The organism is Streptomyces sp. NPDC001156, from assembly GCF_053598275.1.
The window spans coordinates 13,747-36,662 of the sequence record NZ_JBSFJX010000048.1; the positions used below are offsets into that span (position 1 = coordinate 13,747).

At 66.1% G+C, this 22,916-nt stretch carries 17 protein-coding genes and 1 pseudogene; 7 read left to right on the top strand and 11 right to left on the bottom strand.

What is annotated here, in order from left to right; translation table 11 throughout:
* The 10 genes from ACWDA7_RS22780 to ACWDA7_RS22825 form a co-directional block, all read right to left on the bottom strand.
* A complete protein-coding gene (locus tag ACWDA7_RS22780) occupies positions 1-1,278 on the bottom strand; it encodes an NAD(P)/FAD-dependent oxidoreductase (protein WP_450606064.1) in 1,278 nt (425 codons plus the stop codon).
* On the bottom strand, positions 1,279-2,475 hold the full coding sequence (locus ACWDA7_RS22785; RefSeq protein WP_450606065.1) for an alpha/beta hydrolase family protein: 1,197 nt from the start codon (positions 2,473-2,475) through the stop codon (positions 1,279-1,281).
* A gap of 75 nt (positions 2,476-2,550) precedes the next feature.
* Complete coding sequence (locus tag ACWDA7_RS22790; RefSeq protein WP_450606066.1) at positions 2,551-3,612, bottom strand: LLM class flavin-dependent oxidoreductase; 1,062 nt, start codon at positions 3,610-3,612, stop codon at positions 2,551-2,553.
* Between the two features lie 65 nt (positions 3,613-3,677).
* Positions 3,678-4,094, bottom strand: coding sequence for an Lrp/AsnC family transcriptional regulator (locus ACWDA7_RS22795; protein WP_450606067.1), 417 nt, complete (start codon positions 4,092-4,094; stop codon positions 3,678-3,680).
* Positions 4,095-4,480: 386 nt separating this feature from the next.
* Positions 4,481-5,563 (bottom strand): 2-oxoacid:ferredoxin oxidoreductase subunit beta, encoded by a 1,083-nt coding sequence (locus tag ACWDA7_RS22800; protein WP_450606068.1) that lies wholly within the window; start codon positions 5,561-5,563, stop codon positions 4,481-4,483.
* A complete protein-coding gene (locus ACWDA7_RS22805; protein ID WP_450606069.1) occupies positions 5,550-7,472 on the bottom strand; it encodes a 2-oxoacid:acceptor oxidoreductase subunit alpha in 1,923 nt (640 codons plus the stop codon). The genes ACWDA7_RS22800 and ACWDA7_RS22805 overlap by 14 nt, the downstream gene beginning before the upstream one ends.
* Positions 7,473-8,057: 585 nt before the next feature.
* On the bottom strand, positions 8,058-10,856 hold the full coding sequence (locus ACWDA7_RS22810) for an ABC transporter permease subunit (RefSeq protein WP_450606070.1): 2,799 nt from the start codon (positions 10,854-10,856) through the stop codon (positions 8,058-8,060).
* A gap of 104 nt (positions 10,857-10,960) precedes the next feature.
* The gene (locus tag ACWDA7_RS22815) at positions 10,961-11,647 is read right to left on the bottom strand and encodes an ABC transporter ATP-binding protein (RefSeq protein WP_450606071.1); all 687 of its coding nucleotides are present in this window, start codon (positions 11,645-11,647) and stop codon (positions 10,961-10,963) included.
* Between the two features lie 142 nt (positions 11,648-11,789).
* Positions 11,790-13,325, bottom strand: coding sequence for a class I adenylate-forming enzyme family protein (locus ACWDA7_RS22820; protein WP_450606072.1), 1,536 nt, complete (start codon positions 13,323-13,325; stop codon positions 11,790-11,792).
* A gap of 133 nt (positions 13,326-13,458) precedes the next feature.
* Entirely contained in the window at positions 13,459-14,733 is a 1,275-nt protein-coding gene (locus ACWDA7_RS22825) for a CaiB/BaiF CoA transferase family protein (RefSeq protein WP_450606073.1), read from the bottom strand.
* A gap of 201 nt (positions 14,734-14,934) precedes the next feature.
* Here ACWDA7_RS22825 and ACWDA7_RS22830 point away from each other — a divergent pair, with 201 nt between their 5' ends.
* Genes ACWDA7_RS22830 through ACWDA7_RS22850 form a run of 5 tightly spaced genes read left to right on the top strand, consistent with a single transcriptional unit; the run spans position 14,935 to position 20,050 of the window.
* Complete coding sequence (locus tag ACWDA7_RS22830) at positions 14,935-15,690, top strand: SDR family NAD(P)-dependent oxidoreductase (protein WP_450606074.1); 756 nt, start codon at positions 14,935-14,937, stop codon at positions 15,688-15,690.
* Positions 15,687-16,697, top strand: a complete 1,011-nt coding sequence (locus ACWDA7_RS22835) for a phosphotransferase family protein (protein ID WP_450606075.1) — start codon at positions 15,687-15,689, stop codon at positions 16,695-16,697. The genes ACWDA7_RS22830 and ACWDA7_RS22835 overlap by 4 nt, the downstream gene beginning before the upstream one ends.
* A gap of 7 nt (positions 16,698-16,704) precedes the next feature.
* Positions 16,705-17,985 (top strand): acyl-CoA dehydrogenase family protein, encoded by a 1,281-nt coding sequence (locus tag ACWDA7_RS22840; RefSeq protein ID WP_450606076.1) that lies wholly within the window; start codon positions 16,705-16,707, stop codon positions 17,983-17,985.
* Complete coding sequence (locus ACWDA7_RS22845; protein ID WP_450606077.1) at positions 17,982-19,004, top strand: NADPH:quinone oxidoreductase family protein; 1,023 nt, start codon at positions 17,982-17,984, stop codon at positions 19,002-19,004. Before ACWDA7_RS22840 ends, ACWDA7_RS22845 begins: the two co-directional genes overlap by 4 nt.
* Complete coding sequence (locus tag ACWDA7_RS22850) at positions 19,001-20,050, top strand: NAD-dependent epimerase/dehydratase family protein (protein ID WP_450606078.1); 1,050 nt, start codon at positions 19,001-19,003, stop codon at positions 20,048-20,050. Before ACWDA7_RS22845 ends, ACWDA7_RS22850 begins: the two co-directional genes overlap by 4 nt.
* A 433-nt stretch (positions 20,051-20,483) precedes the next feature.
* Here the strand turns inward: ACWDA7_RS22850 and ACWDA7_RS22855 are convergent.
* Positions 20,484-21,131 (bottom strand): annotated as a pseudogene (locus ACWDA7_RS22855) (ISL3 family transposase); the annotation flags it as partial.
* 140 nt (positions 21,132-21,271) lie between these two features.
* Here ACWDA7_RS22855 and ACWDA7_RS22860 point away from each other — a divergent pair.
* Both ACWDA7_RS22860 and ACWDA7_RS22865 read left to right on the top strand, forming a co-directional pair.
* Complete coding sequence (locus ACWDA7_RS22860; RefSeq protein WP_450606079.1) at positions 21,272-21,397, top strand: hypothetical protein; 126 nt, start codon at positions 21,272-21,274, stop codon at positions 21,395-21,397.
* Positions 21,398-21,711: 314 nt separating this feature from the next.
* Positions 21,712-22,785, top strand: coding sequence for an ABC transporter substrate-binding protein (locus ACWDA7_RS22865; protein ID WP_450606080.1), 1,074 nt, complete (start codon positions 21,712-21,714; stop codon positions 22,783-22,785).
* Positions 22,786-22,916: the final 131 nt, after the last annotated feature.

The following is a 22,916-nucleotide window of genomic DNA, read 5'->3' on the forward strand; positions in this document are numbered from 1 at the left end:
TCAGCTCCTGTCATCACCGGGATCGAACGGTAGGGCGCTTACGCCCAGCGCCGAGCTCGTTGGCGAATGGTCGCGGTCCGCCAACGGCACCGTAGGGTCGCTGAGCCGCCCGGCGTGGACGACTCCGTCCGCCGCGAGCGCCCGGCGGCCCGCCGCCATCTCCGCCGGCGCGTTGATGGTGAGCAGGGCGGTCATGCGACCTGTGCCATCCACCCACGCTGCTGAGCGCGATCGGGTGCCATGGTCCCCGCGCCAGACGACGCTGTCCGAACCGCTCGCGACGCCGGCGAACTGTAGTTTGCAGCCGAACTGGTCACTCCAGAAGTACGGGACGGGATCGAAACTCAGGCGCGGTGGCTCGGAACGGATCGTGCGGTCGAGGACGGCTGCCGCAGCCGTGCGCGCCGCAGTCGCGGCGTTGTCCCAGTGTTCGACCCGCAGGCGGCGCTGATATCGCGGCGACCAGCGGGCAGCGGCATCGCCTAGCGCCACGATCCCGGCGGTGGCCTCGAGGTGCTCGTCCACGATCACGGCGCCATCTGCCCTCGGCAGCGATCCGGCGAGCCACTCGGTGGCAGGCTTGACGCCGACGCCGGTGACGACGAGGTCACCGTGAAGGACAGTTCCGTCCGTCAGTTCGACTCCGTCGGCGACGACTTCGCGGACGCGACATCCGGTCCGCAGGTCCACCCGATTCCAGAGCGGAGCAAGCTCCGCACCTACCTGCTCGCCAAGGGATGCGGCGAGCGGCGCTTGCGCAGCCTCCAGACAGATGACCGAGCAACCGCGAGCCAGCGCCGCGGTCGCCACCTCCGCGCCGATCCAACTGGCACCGATGATGATGACAGCCGATCCGGGAACGAGCCGTGACCTGATCGCACGAGCATCGTCGATCGTGCGCAGCGTGAATTGCGGACCCGAACCCGGCAGTCTGATGGAGTGGGCTCCGGTAGCGATGACCAGGCCATCGAACGACAGGGGCCCGTGATCGGTGATCAGGCAGCGTCCCGGCACGTCCAGCGACGTCGCGTTGCTGCCAAACCGGCTGTCGATATCCAGCCCACGCAGGTCGACCGACAGCGCCGTGTCGTCACGTCGCCCGTGCAGGACGTCCTTCGACAACGGTGGCCGGTCGTACGGCGCATGCGGTTCACTCCCGAGCAGCACGATTTCGCCGGTGAAGCCCTGCCTTCTGAGTTGCTCGCAGGTCCGGCCGCCGGCCAGACCCGCACCTACGACGACAATCCGATTCATCGTTTCATCCACAGATGTCGACAACTAGCCGAGGTTGTGCCGGTGCAGCCAGCCGTACACCACGTCCGCGGCCTCGGCCATGGGCGCGCGCTGGGTCGTGCCACTGAAGTAATGGTTCGCGTCGGTGATCTCGACGAGCTCCTTGTCGTCGTGCCCGATCGCGTCGTACACCTGGCGGGGATGGCTCGCTGGTACCGCGTCGTCGCGGCCATTGACGACCAGGAGCACCGGAACCGTCACCCGCGGCGCGGCGCCCGCGGCGTCAACCTGCGCCGTTGTCAGGCTCCACTGAGACAGCCAGCTGCGTGTCGTCGTGAAGCGCATCAACGCCCCCGGGCTGTTGTTCGCGACAGCGGGGTCGCCAAGGTAGCTCCGGCCTGGCTGCCGTCCGTTCGGTTCGATGGTGGGGTCAAGCCAGCGCGGATCGGCCATGGTGCCGTGGACTATGAACGCGTGCTCGTCATGCGGTTGGCCCGCGGCCGCGAAGCTTGCCAGCTTGCTTTGCGCGAACTCGGTGATCCGCAGGTTGCGTGTCCGCTGGCGCGCGCGGTACTCCCGCAGGTAGTCCGCCGAGTACGGCGCCTGGTTCGGGTTCGCCGGATCGTAGAGGTCGAACTCCGGGTCGCGACCGGAGTCGGGATCGAGCTCGTTCGTGATCGAGGCGTCCAGGAAGTCGGTGAGCAGGCGGTGCCTGCTGCGCGGCGCAGCGAGCAAGATGACGCCGTCTGCGGGCATCAGGTCGGCGTTGGCCAGGAGTGTCGGTTCCCCGGCGGCCGTCACGCTGATCGCCGGTTTCTCCGCCTCCGCCTGGTAACCCATCATCGGCGAGCCGCCGCCGCTCCATCCCGCGAGTACCACGTGCCGGTAGCCGAGGCGCTCGCGGGCATCCCGAACGCAAGCAGCGAGGTCGAGCAACACGTTCTCCATCTGGAGTGCGGCGTCGCCCGCCGAGTAGCGGTTTCCGCAGCCGATGACGTGAACGCCGGTTCGCGCGAGTTCGGAGAAGAGCGGGAGGTAAGCCGGCGAGCCGATCGGATGCATCGCCAGAACCACCGTGTCCGAGTCGGCCGGCCCGCGCAGCAGCTGCGCCTGCCGCACTACGTGGTCGCCGATGCTGCCGTAGACGTCCTTGCGGATCGCGCTCTCCCGCGTGACGACGAGGTAGGGCGTGCGCGTATATCTGACCCTGGGAACAATGTCGGGCGCGCTCTGGTCAGCCATGTTCTGCTCCGTTCAGTCGGTGGCTCTCGGCAGAACCGATCGCGCATAGGTTGGTCCTTGCTCCGTGGCGGCCGCCTAGGCTGACACCCCTTCTTGCGGGTCTTCCGGCAACCGTGGCAGCACCTCGGTGCCGAGCACCTCGACCATGGACACGAACTCGGCAGCTGGCTGACCGCCCATGTCCATGTAGACGATGTTCACGTCGGCTTGAAGCTTCTCCGACACCGTGCCCAGCCGGTCCGCAACCTCCTCAGGGCTGCCGACGATCGCCGGGCCACTCGTGGTCAGGTACTCAAAGTCAAACGGCTTCTTCGCGAAGGCCGGCGGATCGGGGTTGACGCGATGCAGGATTGCGCTGAACAGCTCGAAGTAGGCCCGGTACCGGGGTTCCCACCGCTTGCGCGCGCGCTGGCTGGTCTTGTCAACGTTGAGGTGCCAGCAGGCCCCGATGCGTGGCTCCCCAGGGTGCCCGGCCGCGGCGAACATCTCCTTGTACTTCTCCGCGGTCGGAGCGAACAGCGTCGGGTTGCCGAACGAGCTGGGCAGCATGAGGTCCAGGCCGAGTTCCGCAGCGAGCATGAGTGTCTCCGCGGACGCCCCCCCGCCCACCCAGACCGGAGGCATCGAGGCGGGGGCGGGCTGGAGCGTGAAGTCCTCGATCGGGGTGCGGAATTTCCCGCTCCAGGTGATCTTGTGACCGCTCCAGAGATCGATGATCAGCCGGACGTTCTCCGCGAACAGCTCGTGTGAATCCTCAGGCCGCAGGCCGAAGAGGTCATAAGTGCGGGTGAAGAAGTTTCCCCGTCCGACAACCATCTCCATCCGTCCGTCGGACAGCGCGTCCACGGTCGCGTAGTCCTCGGCCACTCGCACTGGGTCGAGATTCGCAGCCAGTGTCACTGCCGTGCTCAGAACCAGCCGTTGTGTCCGCGAGGCGATCGCGGACAGGATGACCGGCGGAGCGGAGTAGATGTACTCCATCCCGTGATGCTCGCCTACATGGACGCCGTGCAAGCCGACTTGCTCCGCCACCACCGCCGCTTCGACGATCGCCTGGTGGCGTTGGGTAGGGGTTTCACGCTGCCCGGTGACAGGGTCTGTGTCCAGATCACCGAGCGTCATCAAGCTCAGCTTCACGCAGCCTCCTTCGTAGTAGCGCCCCTAAATTCTAACACTGTTTGGTTTACTGGGCAAAGAGAGTCTCACAGTGGTGGCTTTGCGTCAGCCGGGCCCACGGTCTCGCCGGTCGCCACGGGTTCAGTCGACAGTCGGCCCGCGGTGCCTCTGGCTATCGCACACGGTCTGCGCAACGGAGCAGCAAAAGGCGTGATGCGGTAGTTCACGAGTTCGCGCATCACGAGCGCGGTGTTGGTGCGTTCGACCCCGCGGATGGCCAGGACCCGGCCGGCGATGCGGTAGAGGTCGTCAGCGTCGGCCGCGACGTGCGCGAGCAGTTCGATCTCTCCGCTAATGCCGTGGACCTGCAAGACCTCCGGGATGCTGGCGAGCACTGCGGCTACCTGATCAAGCTGGCGCTGGGTGACCCGGATGGTGATATGCGCAGTGAGCGGGAAGCCGAGCATCGCGGGCGGGATCTGGCACTCGAGGGAACCGAGCACGCCGCTTCCCCCAGCCTGGCGAGCCGGGTCTGAACGGTGTTGCGAGACAGCCCTGTCTGCCCGCTGAGGGCGATGGCCTTGGCACGGGGCTGCCGGGCCAAGACGAGGATGAGCAGGGTCTCCTCGGTGGCATACGCGTCAGAGCAAGAGCGGGTCGCTGCAGAAGACCGGTAGAGCCAGCCGCTTGGGCAGCAGTGTCTCCGACATCTGTGTGGTGCTCAGGGGACGGCCCAGCAGACACCGCTTGGGCAGGCACATAGGCGGAGTGTAGGAGCGGGCACCGGGGGCGGGGACCACGCGGAAGAAGGCAGATACTGACCGATGGCCAATATCCGCCCGATTCCAGCAAACGCTGTGATGGGCGCAGGTTGCTGCCTACCGCTCCGTCAGCTGACGACCGACCACGCGTCGTTGCCGGTGAGGAGGGCGGCGAGGTCGCCTTCTCCGCTTCGTTCGACGGCGGTGTCGAGCTGTTCGGCCATCAGCGTGTCGTAGACCGGACGGTCGATGTCGCGGAGGACGCCGATAGGGGTGTGGTGGAGGGTGTCGGGGTCGGCGAGGCGGGAGAGGGCGAAGGCGGTGGCGGGGGAGGGGGCGTGGGCGTCGTGGACGAGCACGTCGGCCTCATTGTCGGAGGTGACGGTGGCGATGGTCAGCTCGCCGGTGTCCGGGTCGCGGATGACGCCCTTGTCGCCGCCGGTGCCGAAGCGGATGGGTTGGCCGTGTTCGAGCTGGATGAGGGCCTCGTCGGCGGTGTCGCGGTCCTTGAGGGCGTCGAAGGCGCCGTCGTTGAAGATATTGCAGTTCTGGTAGATCTCGACCAGGGCCGTGCCGGAGTGGGCGGCGGCCTGACGCAGCACGCCGGTGAGGTGTTTGCGGTCGGAGTCGATGGTGCGGGCGACGAAGGAGGCCTCGGCGCCGAGTGCGAGGGAGACGGGGTTGAAGGGCGCGTCGAGGGATCCCATCGGCGTCGATTTTGTGATCTTGCCGATTTCGGAGGTGGGGGAGTACTGGCCCTTGGTCAGCCCGTAGATGCGGTTGTTGAAGAGCAGGATCTTGAGGTTGACGTTGCGGCGCAGGGCGTGGATGAAGTGGTTGCCGCCGATGGACAGCGCGTCGCCGTCGCCGGTGATCACCCAGACGCTCAGGTCGCGCCGGGAGGTGGCCAGGCCGGTGGCGATGACGGGGGCGCGGCCGTGGATGGAGTGCATCCCGTAGGTGTTCATGTAGTACGGGAAGCGGGAGCTGCAGCCGATGCCGGAGACGAAGACGATGTTCTCGCGCTTGAGTCCGAGTTCGGGCAGGAGGCCCTGGACGGCGGCGAGGATGGCGTAGTCGCCGCAGCCGGGGCACCAGCGCACTTCCTGGTCGGACTTGAAGTCCTTCATCGTCTGCTTGGCCTCGACGGCCGGGACCAGCGACAGCGCCGGCATGGCCTGTGATGTGTCCTGCGGCTCAGTCGACGACATCGATGGCCTCCTCGAGGGCGTGGGCGAGCTGTTCTGCCTTGAAGGGCAGGCCGGTGACCTGGGTGTAGGAGCGGGCGTCGACCAGGTAACGGGCGCGGATGAGGGTGGCCAGCTGGCCGAGGTTCATCTCGGGGACGACGACGTGGTCGTAGGCCTGAAGCACCTTCTCCAGGTTGGCGGGGAAGGGGTTGATGTGGCGCAGGTGGGCCTGGGCGATCTGTCGTCCCGCCCCGCGCACTCGGCGTACGGCGGCGGTGATGGGCCCGTAGGTTGAACCCCAGCCGAGGACGAGGGTGGTGGCCTCGCCGGTCGGGTCGTCGACGGTGATGTCGGGGACGGCGATGCCGTCGACCTTGGCCTGGCGGGCGCGGACCATCAGGTCGTGGTTGGCCGGGTCGTAGGAGATGTTGCCGCTGCCGTCCTGCTTCTCGATGCCGCCGATGCGGTGTTCCAGGCCCGGCGTGCCCGGGATCGCCCAGGGGCGGGTCAGGGTTTCTGGGTCGCGCAGATACGGCCAGAAGGCCTGGGTGCCGTCCTCGAGCTGCTTGTTGGGCTCGGTGGCGAAGTCGACGCGCAGGTCGGGCAGCTCGTCGAGGTCGGGGATGCGCCAGGGCTCGGAGCCGTTGGCCAGGTAGCCGTCGGAGAGCAGGAAGACCGGGGTGCGGTAGGTCAGCGCGATCCGCGCGGCCTCCAGCGCGGCGGTGAAGCAGTCGCCGGGGGTGGCCGGCGCCACGACCGGTACCGGTGCCTCGCCGTTGCGGCCGTACATCGCCTGCAGCAGGTCGGCCTGCTCGGTCTTGGTCGGCAGACCTGTGGAGGGGCCACCGCGCTGGATGTCGACCACCAGCAGCGGAAGCTCCAGGGAGACCGCGAGCCCGATCGTCTCGGACTTCAGCGCGATGCCCGGTCCGGAGGTGGTGGTCACCGCGAGCGAGCCGCCGAAGGCCGCCCCCAGCGCCGCACCGATACCGGCGATCTCGTCCTCCGCCTGGAAGGTGCGCACGCCGAAGTTCTTGTGCCTGGACAGCTCGTGCAGGATGTCGGAGGCCGGAGTGATCGGGTACGAGCCGAGGAACAGCGGTAGCTCCGACTGGCGCGAGGCGGTGACCAGCCCGTACGCCAGCGCCAGATTCCCCGAGATGTTCCGGTAGGTTCCCGACGGAAACGCGTCCGCTGCCGGAGCCACCTCGTAGGTGACGGCGAAATCCTCCATTGTCTCCCCGAAATTCCACCCCGCCTGGAACGCCGCGATATTCGCCTGCGCCAGCTGCGGCTTCTTGGCGAACTTCCTGCGCAGGAAGGTCTCGGTGCCCGCGGTCGGCCGGTGGTACATCCACGACAGCAGGCCCAGCGCGAACATGTTCTTGCTGCGTTCGGCCTCCTTGCGGGTCAGGTCGAACTCCTTCAGCGCCTCGACCGTCAGCGAGGTGAGCGGCACCTCGTGCACCGCATACGCCGACAGCGACCCGTCATCCAGCGGGCTGGCGGCGTAGCCCACCTTGGCCATCGCCCGCTTGGTGAATTCGTCGGTGTTGACGATGATCTCCGCGCCGCGCGGCAGATCGCCGATGTTCGCCTTCAAAGCGGCCGGGTTCATCGCCACCAGCACATCCGGCCGGTCCCCGGGCGTGAGGATGTCGTGGTCGGCGAAGTGCAGCTGGAAGGAGGAGACCCCCGGCAGCGTCCCGGCAGGGGCCCGGATCTCGGCCGGGAAGTTCGGCAGCGTCGACAGGTCGTTGCCGAACGACGCCGTCTCGGAGGTGAACCGGTCACCGGTCAGCTGCATGCCGTCCCCGGAGTCCCCCGCGAACCGGATGATCACCCGGTCAAGACGCCTGATTTCTTTGCCGGCCTTGCGCTGTTCTCCGAGAATTGCCTGATCGGCTGGGCTACTGACCTGGCTGGCCACTGAACTAGACCTCCTTCGAGATGGCGCGATGGAACGCTTCCCCTTGGCCATTTAGTCCTAGGACCCAGGGATTCCCTTAAGGCTGAAGCGGCTGTGTCCGACAAGGCTCGCGCCTGACACCATGTCGGATGATCAAGAATTGAGGTAAGTCAGCATGGCGAGAACCGGCCGGTGGTCGCTCTCGCTGGGGGAGCGTTTCTCAGCCACTTGACGAACTACAGGAGCGTCAGCACTCTCGCCGAATCCTTTTCCAGGCTCTGAAGCGGGAGCTGGCTCATTGGTGACGCTGGGCCTCGAAGACGCAGGCCCGGCTGGAGATCTTTGATCGCTCCACGTACGCTACAACTCGTCGTATAGAAACCGGTGTCCACTGCCGGGGAGTAACCTCATCCACCTGATCGTCCTGCCTGACGGACACTTGGCCAGCCCTCTGCGCGACGTACTGGTAGCCGACCTTATCGAGCTTTCCGAGCAGGCTCGCCGCGCGAATGCGTATAACGGTTTGCTTGGCGATTGGCTCGGGCACAGGTTCCGCGACGAAACGAAGCTCGTTCAAGCTGGGCTCATACAGGCGATAGACCTTTATCATTCCTCCGGAGTCAGTGCCGGCGCTGGCTGGTTACGCACGACCTGGGCGTCGTCAGATATACCCACGTACGCCTCGACCACTGCCTGATGCGTGCGCACGATGTCCGGCGGGGAGGCCGGTAGCAGTTCGGCGCCGGCGCTCATCACGGTGATCTCGTCGCAGACAGACAGCACAACGTCGAGGTTGTGCTCAACAAGCAGGACACCGATGCCCCACTGGTCGGCAAGAGCACGGATAAGGTGGCCGAGTTCTTCCGCTTCGGACGAGTCCAGTCCCGAGGCGGGCTCGTCGAGCAGAAGCACCGAGGGCGCTGACGCGACGGCGCGCGCGATGGCAACCATCCTGCGCTGCCCGAAGGGCAGGCTATCCGGCCGTTCGGCGAATACGTCCTCGAGCCCGAAGGTATGTGCCGCCATTGTGGCGGCAGCACTCAACTCGATCCGGCCTGGATGAACGAGATCGCTTACGTACCGGGTTAGCGACAGATCGTCACAGGCGACGGTCAGGTTCTCCAGCACGCTGAGGTCGGCAAAGAGTTCTCCGCTCTGAAACGAGCGGGACAAGCCGAAGCGACTACGGCGCCGAGCGCTCCAGCCCTCAATATTCGTCTCGTTCAACTTGATGGTGCCGGAGCTTGCACGAACGAATCCGGTGACTGCGTCGATGAACGTCGTCTTACCCGCGCCGTTCGGTCCGATGAGGCCATGGACTGTTCCCGGCCGGACAGTCAGTGAGACGTTGCGAACTGCGGTCACGCCGCCGAATCGCACGGACAGCCCTTCGACCATGAGCGTCTTGGGCTCAACCCGTATGGGCTGCCGCTGTGGTTTCTGGATGGCCCTGTTCGCGGTCCCTACCGCCGTCGCCGACGCCGCGTGCTCAGGTTTGCCGGCCTGTCGGGCCTTTCCCGGCTCGATACCGGTAAGCCGACGTAGCATGCCTGCGAGTTTGCTCAGCAGCACGCGGTTCTGCTCAAACATGCCATCCGCTCCTGCGAGCAGGACGAGCAGGACGAGCACACCGCTGATCAACGGCAAGTACAAGTTCAGGGTCACACTGAGACTGCTCAGGAACGTGGAGGTGATGCCGCCGCTGACAACCGTCGACCCCAGGATCCCGCCGCCCACCATACCCAGACCGCCGACCACGGTCGCCGTCACGAACCCCATCGAGCTGAAGACGTCGAAGGGTGCGAACAGGACGCTGGTGTTGAGGTAGGCGACTGCACAGACACCGACGGCAGCGATACCAGTTGACAACATGAAGGCGTAGAGCTTGCTGGTGTAGACGCTCACTCCGAGTGCCAGTGCCGCACGTTCGTTGGACCTGACCGCGAGCATGCGGCGCCCCGCGGCGCCGCGGCGGAGGTTCGCTATTCCGATCGCTATGAGGACAAGCACCGTCAAGGTGATCAGCCCGTAGCGTTCCGGATGAGTTGCCGGGTCAATGCTCCAGCCGAAGATGCTCGGAGTGGCGATCGGAACGCCGCCGATCACGCTTACCAAGCTGATGTTCGTGAGGAAAAGCGAGTAGATGGCAACACCGATGCCCAGCGTCACGACGGCGAGCGTGAGTCCGCGGGTGCGCAGCGCCGGCGCGCCTACGAAGGCGCCGACGGCCACTGCGGCGCCGACGCCGATCATGAAGGCGAGAACGAATGGCACATGCGCGTCAGCCATCAGCTTGGCGCCGATGAATGCGCCGATGGCACCGATGGTGGATTGCGCCAGCGACAACTGTCCCGCATACCCGGTTACGACGACCACCGAGATGCAGACGATGGCGTAGCACAGCGTGACCGTCAGGGCGATGGACCAGTTCGCAGGGAACCAGACGATCGCGGCCGCGCAGCCGGCGACCGCAGCGACGACCGGTATCGGCCGGATACGGCCCGTGCCGACCTTCGGCAGCCGGTCGGAAAGATAGCTGCGCAGGGGAATGCCGCGCCCCCGGACAATGAGGTAGCCGATGACGACCAGGAAGGGCAAGCTGTTGGACCAACCGCCCCACCAGTTGCGTGCGGATGCCTCGTAGGTGATGACAGACTCACCTACTCCGATACCCAGTGCCGCGCAGAAGGCCGCTGGGTAGGAGGAAAAGCCGCCGAGCAGCGCGGCGGCCAGCGCCGGGAGGACGATCGCCGGCGTCTGCGCTGGCTGCAGCGATGTGACAGGTGCGATCAGGGCTCCGGTGGCAACGGCAAGTGCAGTGCCGATAGCCCAGTTCCCGCCTGCGATCAGATCTGGCGACAGCCCCATTGAGGCGGCCGCAAGCTCGTTCTCCGAAACCGCGGTTGTCGCCTTCCCGAACCGCGTGAAACGGTACATCGCCCAGAGGAGCGCCGTCGCCACGACCCCGAGAAAGAACAGGACGATGTAGTCCTCGGTGATGAGGATTCCGCCAATGTGGACTAGGTCGGCGGGAAAGATCGCGTTGACGCTCACGATGTCGTGGCCGTAGCGCAAGATCGCCGCAGCCTGCAGGATCTGCAGGATGCCGAGCGTGGCGACAACACGCGCGATTGGCGAGGAGCTCTTGAGCGGGCGCATGACGGCGAAGTGCACTAGCAACCCCAGCAGCGCCCCGGTTACCAGGACCAGGACTAGAGACGATATCTTGTCCAGACCATCTTGCTGATTTAGCTCGTAGTACTCGTAGCCTCCGAACATGACGAAGCCGCCCAGCGCCAGGTTCACAATGCCCGACGCGCGATACACGAGCACGATCCCCTGCGCGGCCACCGCGTACAGCGATCCGATCGCCAAACCCAAGAGCACGAATCTGAATAGCTCCACGAACTACAGCCCTCCTATTGCCTTTACTACCGGGAATCTCTCGCGACCTCGGGAGAATCAGGTGCGGATAGGCGGACGACGCTCATCCGGATGGCCTTCCTGCGTCACATATAGGCATCCGAGAGGTCACTGACGCTGGTCGTGGCAGTAATGCCAGATCCGGCGAGCGCACCGTGCCGCAGCAGGTACCAGCGATCGGCGACAGACAGAGCGCGCTGCACCTGCTGTTCGACCATGAGGACCGCTGTTCCGTTTTCGGTCGCCGCACTGCGCAGCATCGAGAACAGGGACTTGACGACGATCGGCGCGAGCCCCAGGGACAGCTCGTCCACGAGCATGATCGACGGCTTCGATGCCAGGCATCGCGCGAGCGTCAACATTTGCTGTTCCCCACCGGAAAGCAAGCCGCCGGCCCGCCCGAGCAGTGGCTGGAGTTGCGGAAACATGTTCAGCACCGCGTCAACGGGGCCGCGTCCGAGCCGGAGGTTGTCGTGGACGCTGAGCTTGCCGATGACCGAACGCTCTTCGGGAATGAACCCCATGCCCTTCCGCACCCGTCGGTGCAGCGGTGAGGTCACCACTTCGCCGTTCCACCGGACGGTTCCCTTGATCACCGGCAGCGCACCGCCAAGTGTCTTCAGGGTCGTCGTCTTGCCGGCCCCGTTCGGGCCGAGGAGCGCGACGATCTCACCAGGACCTACGACGAGGTCGAGGTCCCGCACGGCCGCGAGATCACCGTAGCCCGCGAATAGGCCCTCTGCTTCGAGGATCGGAGTTCCTGCGTCATTCATATCACTGGGACCTGTCTGTCCATGGTGTGTGAATACCCGCCAAGGAGCCGAAATCTAACGCTGATTGGCAACCGGGTCAACAACGGTGCCACCGCGGTCGCTGTCGTAGGTGCGCGCGTACCGGAGCCGGTGGCACCAGGCGTCAGGCGCCCACATTTCCGAAAGTCCGTTCGACCCACCGCAAGTCGCGCTTGCCGGAGTCGTGGTGCGGAATGCTCGGCACGGTCACCACCCGAGTGGGCAGCTTGAACTTCGCCACGCGGTCGCGGCAGAACTGGAGGATGCTCTCGATCGTCATGTCAGCGCCGTCACGCGTGACCACCACGGCCAGGCCGGTCTCGCCCCACTTCTGGTCAGCCACCCCGATGATGGCGACCTCGGTGATGTTCGGATGCTCGATGAGCACCGCCTCGACTTCCGCCGGATAAACGTTCTCGCCTCCAGACTTGTACATGTTCTTGAACCGGTCCACGACGAAGTAGAACCCCTCGTCGTCTCGATAGGCCGCGTCTCCGGTCCTGAACCAGCGGCCCTCGAAGGACTCGGCATTGGCCTCGGGCGAAGCCCAGTAGCCGTCGGTCACGCTTGGTCCTGAAACCCAGATTTCGCCGATCTCCCCAGGGGTGACCTCCTTCCCCTCGTCACCGACCAGACGCACCCGGGTGTGCTGGACCGCCCGGCCGATCGAGCCGAGTTTCCGGGCAGCGTCGGCCACCGGCATCTGCATGACCGCAGGCCCGGTCTCGGTCGCGCCATAGACCGCCTGGAGGGTCACCCCCTTCGCGGCGAAGGCGTCGAACACGTGCCGGGGAAGCCGCCCCCCGGCGAACTCCATGAACCGGACCCCGGAGAAGTCCGCCGTCTTCCACCCCGACGAGTCCATGAGCATCTGGTAAATCGTCAGAACGCCCGTGAAGTGCGTCATCCGCTGGGCGGGATCGCCGAGCAAGCGCACCGTCTGTTCCGGGTCGAACCGTCGGGCGATGGCAAGTGACCCGCCGGCGAGCAGGATCGGGTTGGCCAGTGCGGTCAGGCCGCCGCCGTGGAAGAGCGGGAGAGGGTTGTACATCCGGCTCGTATGGTTGACGCGCTTGTCTGACTGGATGTTGAGCAGATTCCAGATCATCGTCCGGCGGCATAGGCTCACCCCCTTCGGCTGGCCGGTGCTGCCAGACGTGTACAAGATATGGGTCGGCTCGTCCAGGTCGTGGTCGGCGATCTCGGCGTAGGCCGGAGCGTCGGCGATCGCACGCTCGTAGTCCAGCCACGCGCCTGCGGTGTTCCATGCCATCGTCGGGATGTTCCGCGCTGCCGCCAGCGCTGCCGCGGTGTCGGCGACCGCGTGATCGTAGACGATCACAGCGGGCTTGGCATGGTCGACGAGTGCACCGAGGTCAGCGCGCACCAGCCGCCAGTTCAGCGGCGCGATGATTGCGCCGATGCGCATGCAGGCGAACTGCAGCTCGAACACGCGAGGGTCACTCTCGGACAGGACCACCACCCGGTCGCCGCGCCCCACGCCGCACTGCCCGGCGAGAACACTGGACAGCCGTGCCACGCGGACATCCAGCTCGCGCCACGTTATCGCCCAGCCGTCGTCGACGCTGAGCAACGCCTCCTCGTCCGGTGTCCGCTGTGCGTGGTAACTGACCCAGTCACAGCCCAGGTCGCTCGACATGCTGATCTCCTCGGCGGCTCGTTCCTCGGACCGGTGTGTGTCACATTCTCCAAGATTGGTCGACGATTATCAATCGTCGTTTGATTTAATCTGCGGGACCGGGTCTGTGCCTGCCGATGAACAGTCGGGTACGTCATGAGGTGCCCCCCGGAGCAGCACCCGGCGTCAGCGCGCCAGCAGCCACGAGCGCTATCACCTCGTCCTCGGTGAAACCCGCCTCGGCCAGCACGGCGCTGGTATCCTCGCCCCGCTCGCGCACCCGCGGGGCGAGGCGCCAGGGACTGCGCGACAGCCGTGGGGCCGGAAGCGCCTGAAGCACCCCGTCAGAAGTAGTAACGGTGCCGCGTTCACGCAAGTGCGGGTCGCCGGCTAGCTCCTCCAGGCCGAGCACGGGGGTACCGCAAGCGTCCACCCGTGAAAACTCTGCCGCCCAGTATTCCCTTGGCTTCCCGGCGAACGCCGCTGCGATCCGCTGCCGCAGGGAGGGCCAGCATGCCTGGTCGTGCCGGTCGCCAAGGCGCCTGAGCTCCTCGCCGTCGAGGCCGAGCACCTCGATGAGATTCTGGTAGAACCGCTCTTCGATCGCTCCTACGGCGAACCATTGCCCGTCGCTGCACTCATACACGCTGTAGAACGGCGCGTTGCCGCTCAGCATGCTGTGACCGAGACCGCGCCAGGTCCCGGCGGCGTAATCGGCGAACTGCCCCGCGAGGAGCATCGCTGCGCCGTCGACCATTGCCGCGTCGACGACCTGTCCCCGGCCGGACCGGTCTCGCTCCAGCAGGGCCAGCAAGATGCCCAGCGCCGCGGTGAGGGACCCGGATGCGAAGTCGCCCAGGATGTTCAGTGGCGGCGTGGGGCGGTCGGTGCCGATCGCGCCCAGGGCGCCTGCGGCGGCGATGAAGTTGACGTCGTGTCCAGCGCGCTGTGCGTAGGGCCCGCTCTGGCCGAAGCCGGTGATCCGGGCGTACACCAGGCGCGGGTTCTCCTCCGTCAGCACGCTCGGACCGAGGCCGCGGCGCTCCATCGCTCCCGGGCGGTAGCTCTCGATGAAGACATCAGCCGTCTGCGCCAGGCGACGCACGACCTGCGCGCCTCCCGGGGCGCGGATGTCGACTACTACCGACCGCTTCCCGCGCGAAAAGAACGGGGAGGGATCGAACGGCACCGGGTCGGGTCGCTCGACTGCAATGACATCGGCCCCGTAGTCCGAGAGGAGCATCGAACAGAACGGTCCGGGGCCGAGGCCGCTGATGTCGAGGACCTTGACACCGTGCAGCGGGCCCCTCGAGCGAGGTTCATCAATCATGGCAACCTGTCCCAAGTCGATGTGGTGGATCGATCGTGCTCCGCGACCACCAGGGGCGACGCGCGACCGCGTGACCATAACCAAATTCTGTTTGCCCACAGCCGCAGCGTCTGGAGGACTGCAGCCGTGGCGTTGCCGGAAACTATCAAACGATGTTAGATTAAGTCACGGCACGGCCCCGCTGCCGGCTCATACCGAGGTCACCCCAGTATCGCCAGGCTTAGGAGGGCCATCTCCGGGCCGCGCGGTGGTGATCGGCTAGGCGTGTGCTCAAGGAGTCACTCGAAGGAGTGGAGAGTCATGAGTTTTGCCGACCTGTCCGGCAAGGTCGCGTTGGTGACCGGGGGATCGCGCGGACTGGGCAAGGAGATCTGCCGGGGCTTCGCGGCCGCTGGCGCGGACGTGATTGCCGTGAGCCGCAAGGCGGAGAACTGCACGCGGCTGGCCGGGGAGATTCAGGACGAGTTCGGGGTCAAGGCATCTGGCATCGGGTGCCATGTCGGGCGCTGGAATGACATCGACGCGCTCGTCCAGCGTGTCTACGCCGATTACCCCGGTGTGGACATCCTGGTGAACAACGCGGGCATGTCGCCGGTGTACGACACCGAGAGTGCGGTATCTGAGGAGCTGTTCGACAAGGTCATCGGGGTCAACCTGAAGGGCCCGTTCCGGCTTAGCGCGCTGGTCGGCGAGCGCATGGCGGCCGAGGGTCGCGGGGGATCGATCATCAACATCACGAGCATGGCGGCGGTCAATCCCCAAGGCCCGTCGCTGCCCTACGCCGCGGCCAAGGCCGGGCTCAACACGCTCACGGTGGCGTTCTCGCGCCGGCTGGGGCCGACGGTGAGGGTGAACGCGATCATGTGCGGTGCGTTCTTCACCGAGGTCTCCGGGCACTGGGACATGGACGAGTTCAAGGCCCGGGCGGCGCGCCACTCGCTGCGTCGCGGAGGGCAGCCGCACGAGATCGTGGGTACGGCGCTTTATCTAGCCAGCGATGCTTCCAGCTTCACGACGGGCGTCGTGATCCCGCTCAACGGCGGCGAAGTCGCGTGACAGTACACCCTCCGGACACGCATGAGCTCAAGGAGCGGCTGGCGCGCCATCTGGGGACGGATGAGGCCGTCGTCTCGCTGGATCGCCTTCCTGGGGGCCTGTCGGGGATCACCTACTTGGCGTTGTGCGAGGGGGCAGCGGGCACACGGCGGATCGTCGTCAAAGTCGCTCCCCGCGGCGTGCTCCCGACCGGCAACCGCGACGTTCTCCGGCAGGCGGCGATACAGCAATTCCTCCGCTCGGCCGGGGCCGTTCCCATCCCAGCAGTCCTGTTCTCCGATGGCGGGGATCCCCCTGACATCCCTCCCTTCTACGCAACCAGCTTCCTCGATGGCGACAGCTGCGAACCACTCGACGAGGAGACCTCTTCGGTACCCGCCCCCGACGTACTGCGACGCCGTTACCTCACCGCAGCCCGGACCCTGTCCCGGCTACATGCCACGGCGACAACAGCGACGCTCTTCGCGAGGGTGCCAGTGATCACTCCGGGTACAGAACTGGACCGGTGGATCCGGGCTTTCGAAGCGGTCCCCGAAGAACTCCAGTTCAGCAGCGCCCGCGTGGGTCGTCGCCTGGCGCTGTCCACGCCAGAACCGCTGGGCTCGGTACTCCTCCACGGGGACTACCGCCTGGGCAACACGATCTGCGTCGGTAGCGACGTACGAGCCGTCATCGACTGGGAACTGTGGGGACTGGGCGACGCCCGCACCGATCTGGCCTGGTTCCTGCACATGTCCGACCCCCACGTCAAGACCGCCCGGCGGCAGCTACCGGGCGTGCCGACTCAAGACGAGATCGTCCGGGCCTACTGCGGCGAATCCGGCACCGAGATGCCCCACCTTTCCTGGTTCATGGCGCTTGCCCTTTTCAAGCGCGCGGCCGCGACCGCGCTGATCGTGAAGTACAACCGCCGTTCCGACAACCCCGATCCTGCGAAAGAGAAGGCGCTCGAAATCATCGAGCCCCTGTTGACTGCCGCCGAGGCGGCCATGAGCCAGACGGAATGAGGCAAGCGTGACAGTCGATTTCTCCCCCGATGCCGCGTTCGAGGAGAAGCTCGCCTGGGCCCGGGAATTCGTAGTCAACGAGGTCGAGCCGCTCGACCTACTGTTTCCTGGCCTGCACTACGCGCCGCCGACTCCGGAGATCGCAAAGATCGTCAATCCGCTCAAGGAGCAGGTGCGCGCCCAAGGCCTGTGGGCTTACGCGCTGCCCCCTGAGCTCGGGGGCTGCGGTGGCAGCGCTGTCCGGCTCGCCCAGCTGAACGAGCACGTCGGGCGCGCCTGGTGGGGACCTGTCATCTTCGGTTCCCAGGCCCCCGACACCGGGAACGCCGAGATCCTCGCCAAGTTCGGGACCGAGGAGCAAAAGGGGAAGTACCTCCAGCCGCTGCTCAATGGCGAACTCTTCTCCTGCTTCTCGATGACTGAGCCGCAGGGCGGCGCGGATCCCGGCGTCTTCACCACACGAGCGGTGCGTGACGGCGCGGACTGGATCATCAACGGGACGAAGTTCTTCTCCTCGAACGCCAGGTGGGCCTCGTTCTACATCGTCATGGCCGTGACGGACCCCGACAAGCCGATCTACGAGGGCATGTCGATGTTCCTCGTCGACAAGGGCACTCCCGGTGTCGAGATCATTAAGAACTTCGGCCTCGCCGGCGATCCGGTAGGCGAGGGTTCGCATGCGCTGATCCGCTACGAGAACGTGCGCGTACCCGCAGACGCCCTCCTCGGAGAGGAAGGGAACGCCTTCGCGGTCGCTCAGGTGAGGCTAGGCGGCGGACGGTTGCACCACGCGATGCGCGCCGTCGGGCTGGCGCAGCGCGCATTCGAGATGACCTGCGAGAGGGCGCTCAGCAGGGTAACGAAGGGGTCGCCGCTGTCGGAGAAGCAGATCGTCCAGATGTACGTGGCGGAGTCGTGGCAGCTGGTCCACCAGCTCCGGCTCCAGGTGCTGCACGCTGCCTGGACGGTGGATAACGGCACGGAGCGGGAAGCGCGCGAAGCGATCGCAGCGGTCAAGGTCGCCGCTCCCCGCACGCTGCGCGAGGTAGTGACGAGCGCGATCCAAGTGCACGGCGCCCTCGGCGTCAGCAACCAACTCCCGCTATGGGAGTGGCTACACCAGGCGTACAACATCTCGCTCGCTGACGGGCCCGTTGAGGTGCATCAGCTCAACCTCGCCAAGAGCGTGCTGCGGGCCCACCGGGGCACAGACAGTGACTGGCCAAGCGAACTCATCGATGACCGGCTGGCGACAGCCCGTGACCGTTACGCGGGGCTCCTGCCGTGAAGGCGGTCCAGGTCGTCAAAGCCGACGACGGATTGCGGTTGGAGCAGGTGTCGCTTGCGCAGCCGACGGTTCCGGGGGTGGTGATCGCGGTCGAGGCCGCGGGTGTCGCTCAGCCGGACGTGCTGCAGATCTCGGGCGCCTACCAGGTCAAACGGGAAATACCGTTCGTGCCGGGAACCGAAGCGGTCGGCGTCGTCGTCTCCGCGCCGCCGGGCGCCGAGCACCTGGTCGGCCGCCGGGTCATCGCGATCACTCCTCAGGGATCATGGCAAGAGCAGGTGAGCGTCCCGCCGCAGGCGACCTTCGTCGTGCCCGACGGCCTATCACCCACGCAGGCCACGCTCCTGCTGGTCAATCATGTGGCCGCGTACTTCGCCCTGGCGACCCGCGGTCGTGCGCGCCGCGGCGAGACCTTGCTCGTGCACGGCGCGGCCGGCGGGATCGGCGGCGCCGCTGTCCAGATAGGAAACGCCCTCGGACTGCGCACGATCGCTGTCGCGAGCACGCCGGAGAAGGCCGCCTACGCCCGCTCTCTCGGCGCGACGGACGTCGTCGCCAGCGACGGCTGGAAGGAGAGCGTCGAAGCGCTTGCCGGACCTGCCGGGGTAGACCTCGTGTTCGATCCGGTAGCCGGCGATCGTTTCGAGGACGGGCTTCGGGTACTCAAGCCTGGCGGCCGGTTCCTGATCATCGGATTCCTCGGGGGGCCAATCCCCGAGGTGAAGGTGAACAAGCTCTTGCTGCGCAACATCTCGCTCGTCGGTGTGGCTGCTGGTGCCTACATGCAGTACGACCCGGGCGAGATGAGCCGCACCTGGGCAGCGATCACCGCGCTGATCGACCGCGGAGCGTTGCCGCTCGCCGAAGCGACGACGTTCCCCCTGGCTGACGCCAGCGTGGCCGTGAGTCTGGTCCGCGACCGCCAAGCCGTCGGCAAGGTGTGTTTGGTACCCATCGGCAACGGCGGGGCAAGAGGCCTAAAGGCCAGACAACCGGAACAAACGGAGGATCGCCAGTGAGGGCTCTCGTCATCGGCGGAACCGGGCCGACTGGGCCGCACGTGATCGGCGGCATGCTGGAGCGGGGGTACACCGTCTGCCTGCTGCACCGCGGGCTGCACGAGGATGCCAGCCTGCCCGATCTCGAGCACATCCACGCCGATCCGTACGACGTCGAGTCGCTCACCGCCGCGATCGGCGACCGCCACTTTGACGTCGTACTCGGCATGTACGGGCGGGTCAAAGCTATCGGCGAGGCGATGGCCCACCGCTGTGAGCAGCTGGTCTGCATCAGCGGGACACCCGTCTACCAGGGCCTGATCGACCCGTACTCGACTCATCCGTCCGGAATGCGGCTGCTTGCCCGAGAGGGCAGTCCCACTGTGGACCAACTTCCAAGCCCGCCCCGGTTCGCCGCGGCGATCAGGTCGGCCGAGCAATACGTTCTCGCGCAGCGGGACGCCGGCGCATACCGGGCAGCAGGTGTTCGCTACCCGCAGATTTACGGACCGCGGAACGTCATTCCGTGGGAGTGGCCGATCGTGAAGCGCGTGCTCGACGGCCGCACTCGGATGATCATCCCCGACGACGGCCTGTGGATCGTCACCCGATGCGCAGCGCGCAACGCAGCAGAGGCAGTGCTCAAGATCGTCGACAACCTCGATGTCGCGGACGGGAAGTACTACAACATCGCCGACGAAGAGCAGTTCACCATCCGACAGCTGGCGGAGCTCGTCGTCTCGCGGATCGGGGGCGAGATGGAACTCGTCGGGATACCCAGTGAGCTGGCCCCCTCCGGATTCCGGGAATACGTACCGCCCGGCGGCCGACCACACATGCTGCTCGACATCAGCGCGGCCAGGGAAGAGTTGGGCTACCACGAGGTCATTTCGGCGCGCGAGGCGCTGAACGCGACGGTGGACTGGATGATGGCCAACCCCATCGATCTCACGGGGTACCCCGCCTACCAGCCCTGGTTTGACTACCGTGCAGAGGACCAGATCCTCGCGGCCTGGCAGCAGGCTACCGCACAGCTGAAGTTGGTCACAGCTCAGGCCACCGGGTAAGAAGCCGTTGTCTTTCCGATGTCGAGTGGTGTCCGTCGAACGGGAGTCTCGATCGGGTGATAGCGGTCGGCGCTGAGCATGGGAACAGGGCCTCTTGGCAGCTCAGAGGGTGTCTACGCCAATGATCGCTCCGGGAGGCCTGTTGTCGCAGTCGTACGCCACCGCCGAGGCGGAGTCCACCTCGCCCACCCTCGCGTGTGACTGCCTGGCTCACCGGCCAGCAGGCGGTCACCGCGCAAGGCGACCCACATCCACTCCGGACGTCGGCGGCCGCCAGCAAGGCCGTCCGCCAATTCCGGCTCTCCCGGCATCGGCGTGGGTCAGCCGGTGCGAGTTGAGGGTTTGTCCCAGGGCGGGACGAGGGTGATGGGTCCGCAGGTGAGCATGACCAGAGCGAGTGCGGCTGTGGCGGTGTGGAAGCGTAGGCGCGTCGGATCAGTAGGCGGACGTGGTTGTTCAGGCTTTCCGCCCGCCCATTGTTGATCTTCATGCGGATCGAGGCCAGGATCCCGTCGCGGAACTTGCGGATGGTCCTGGCGACCTTGACGAACGGGGGGCTAGATCGTTGCGCCTGAGAGGTCCAGCGATTGATCAGCTCACCGGCCTCCTCAGCCTCCAGGTCGCCGGCGAAGATGGCCCGGAAGGACTCCTTGAGGCGGTAGGTGCGCCAGATGCCGCCGCCCTTGCGTTTGAGCTTGCGCAGGGTGGAGGCCTGCTCGTCGGTGAGGCTCTCCGGGTTCTTGAGCAGGAACCAGCGGGCGCTTTTGAACTTCTTCGCCCCTTCCTGGTGGCCGAGTTCGCGCATCTCGTTCCAGGCTTCCCGGCGCACGGTGTTTAGGGCGTCGCCGACGAGTTTGACTGTGTGGAAGGGGTCGATGCAGATCACTGCCTGCGGGGCGTGGACGGGGTCGCGGACGCTCTTTGCGAAGGCCGGGCCCATGTCCATGCCCACCGCGGCCAGTTGTGCGGCGCGCTCGGGGCCGAGCTCGGTGAAGAACTGGTCCAGGGTCTCGCTGTCCTTTCCCTCGGCACCCCAGACGATCTTCTTCCCCGTGTGGCCGGCGACCAGGGTGAGGTAGTTGTGGCGCTTCTTTCAGGAGACCTCGTCCACGGCGATGGCGACCAGGCCGTCGAGCCGGTCGGTGTCCAGGCCGTCGGTGACCACGCTGGCGCAGATGCGGCCGACGGTGCCCCCTCGTCGATCGGTTCTTCGCCCATCCGATGCGCACCCGCCCTCTGGTGCGCGACTTCGAACGCCGCACCAGCAGCGCCGAGGCGACGGTCTACTGGTCGATGACGCTCATGACACGCCGCGTGGCCTGGGCACGCCCTTCGCTCGCGTCCTAGACCGTCCACTCCGTCCCGTCCGGTACCAGCCGTTGACCCAGAAATAAAACGCTGTTAGATTTTCGTCCAACTCCGGTGCCCGAGGCCCTCCGGAGGAACAGGCAGCCATGTAGGCGAGGGAGACATCGATGTTCCAGCTAGCACGGCACAGGCGGCACCTGGTGTTTGCGGCGGGAGTAGCCGCGTGCGTGGTCGCCATGACCTCTTGCAGTTCCGGTTCGCCGGCAGGGCTCGCTGATTCTGGTTCCTCCTCGTCGCCGGCGACGAGCTCTTCCGCGGGCGGGGCATCGGCTACGGGCTCGCCGGTCAGTGTCATGGTGATCGCGACGAGGAGCAATCCCGGCGATTCGGAAGCTAATCTGTTCGCGGCGGCGCAGGCCGAGACTGACGCGGTCAACGCCAGCGGTGGTGTGAACGGCCACAAGTTGGTGCTGCTGCAGTGCGACGAGAACTTCGACCCGAACCAGGAAAAGGCGTGCGTCGATAAGGCCGTCTCGGCGAAGGTGTCGGCGGTCGTCGGATCGGACCTGCTGTTCGACCAGTTCGACGCGCTGAGCAGCGCCCACATTCCGCTGCTGTACAGCATCGGGCTAACCCCGAAGCTGTTCACCGATCCGATCTCCTACCCGACCTCGGGGATCGTGGCATGGTTCGCGGGTGAGGCCATGATGGCGGGCAAGGACGGGATCAAGACCGCCGCGCTCGCCGAGGTGAACCAGGCTTCGTCCGCCGCGGCCTGCAACATTACGAAGGTGGGCCTGACCAACCAGGGCATCAAGGTGCTCGGGGCCGTGACCAGTAACCTGACCTCGCCGGACCGGACCGCCGACGCCGTCGCGCTGATGAAGGGAAATCCTGGCGGCATCCTGCTCTGCGGCAATGACGTCTACAACGTTCCCATGATCAAGGCGCTGCGCCAGGCCGGGTACCAGGGCCACATCTACTCGCAGGCCTCGGGCATCCTGCCTGACGAGGCCGAGTCGCTCGGTTCGCTGGGCGAGGGCGTCCGCGTACCTTTCGTCGGTCAGCCCTCGAGCAATACCAGCAACCCGATCGTCGCCGAGATGGTGAACAGCGTGAACAAGTACGCGCCGGGAACCAAACTCGACGAGAGAGGTGCAGTTGGCTGGTCCGGGGTGTACCTGTTCGCGCATGTCATGGCGAAGGCGACCTCCTTCACCGGTCAAGACGTGATCAACGCCCTCAACGCGGTGAAAACACCCATCCAGGGCGGCGTCTTCGGTCCTTTCGTGGGCAGCGGAACCCCGTCATTTCCCCAGTACCCGCGCCTGTTCCACGCTTCCTTCCTGCCGGCCCAGGTGGAGTCCGGGAAGATCGTGCCGACCGGAAACTTCGTCGCAATCCCGGCGAGCATCCTCAAGCAGTAGGCCCAAACCGACCTGCCATGACCGATCACCAGGCCGCCGCGCGGAACGCCGTTTGCCCCGTGACCGGGTACCAGCAGCATTCCCTGGTCGGCAGGACACGAGCGCGGAGTATTCCGAAACCAATCACTGAT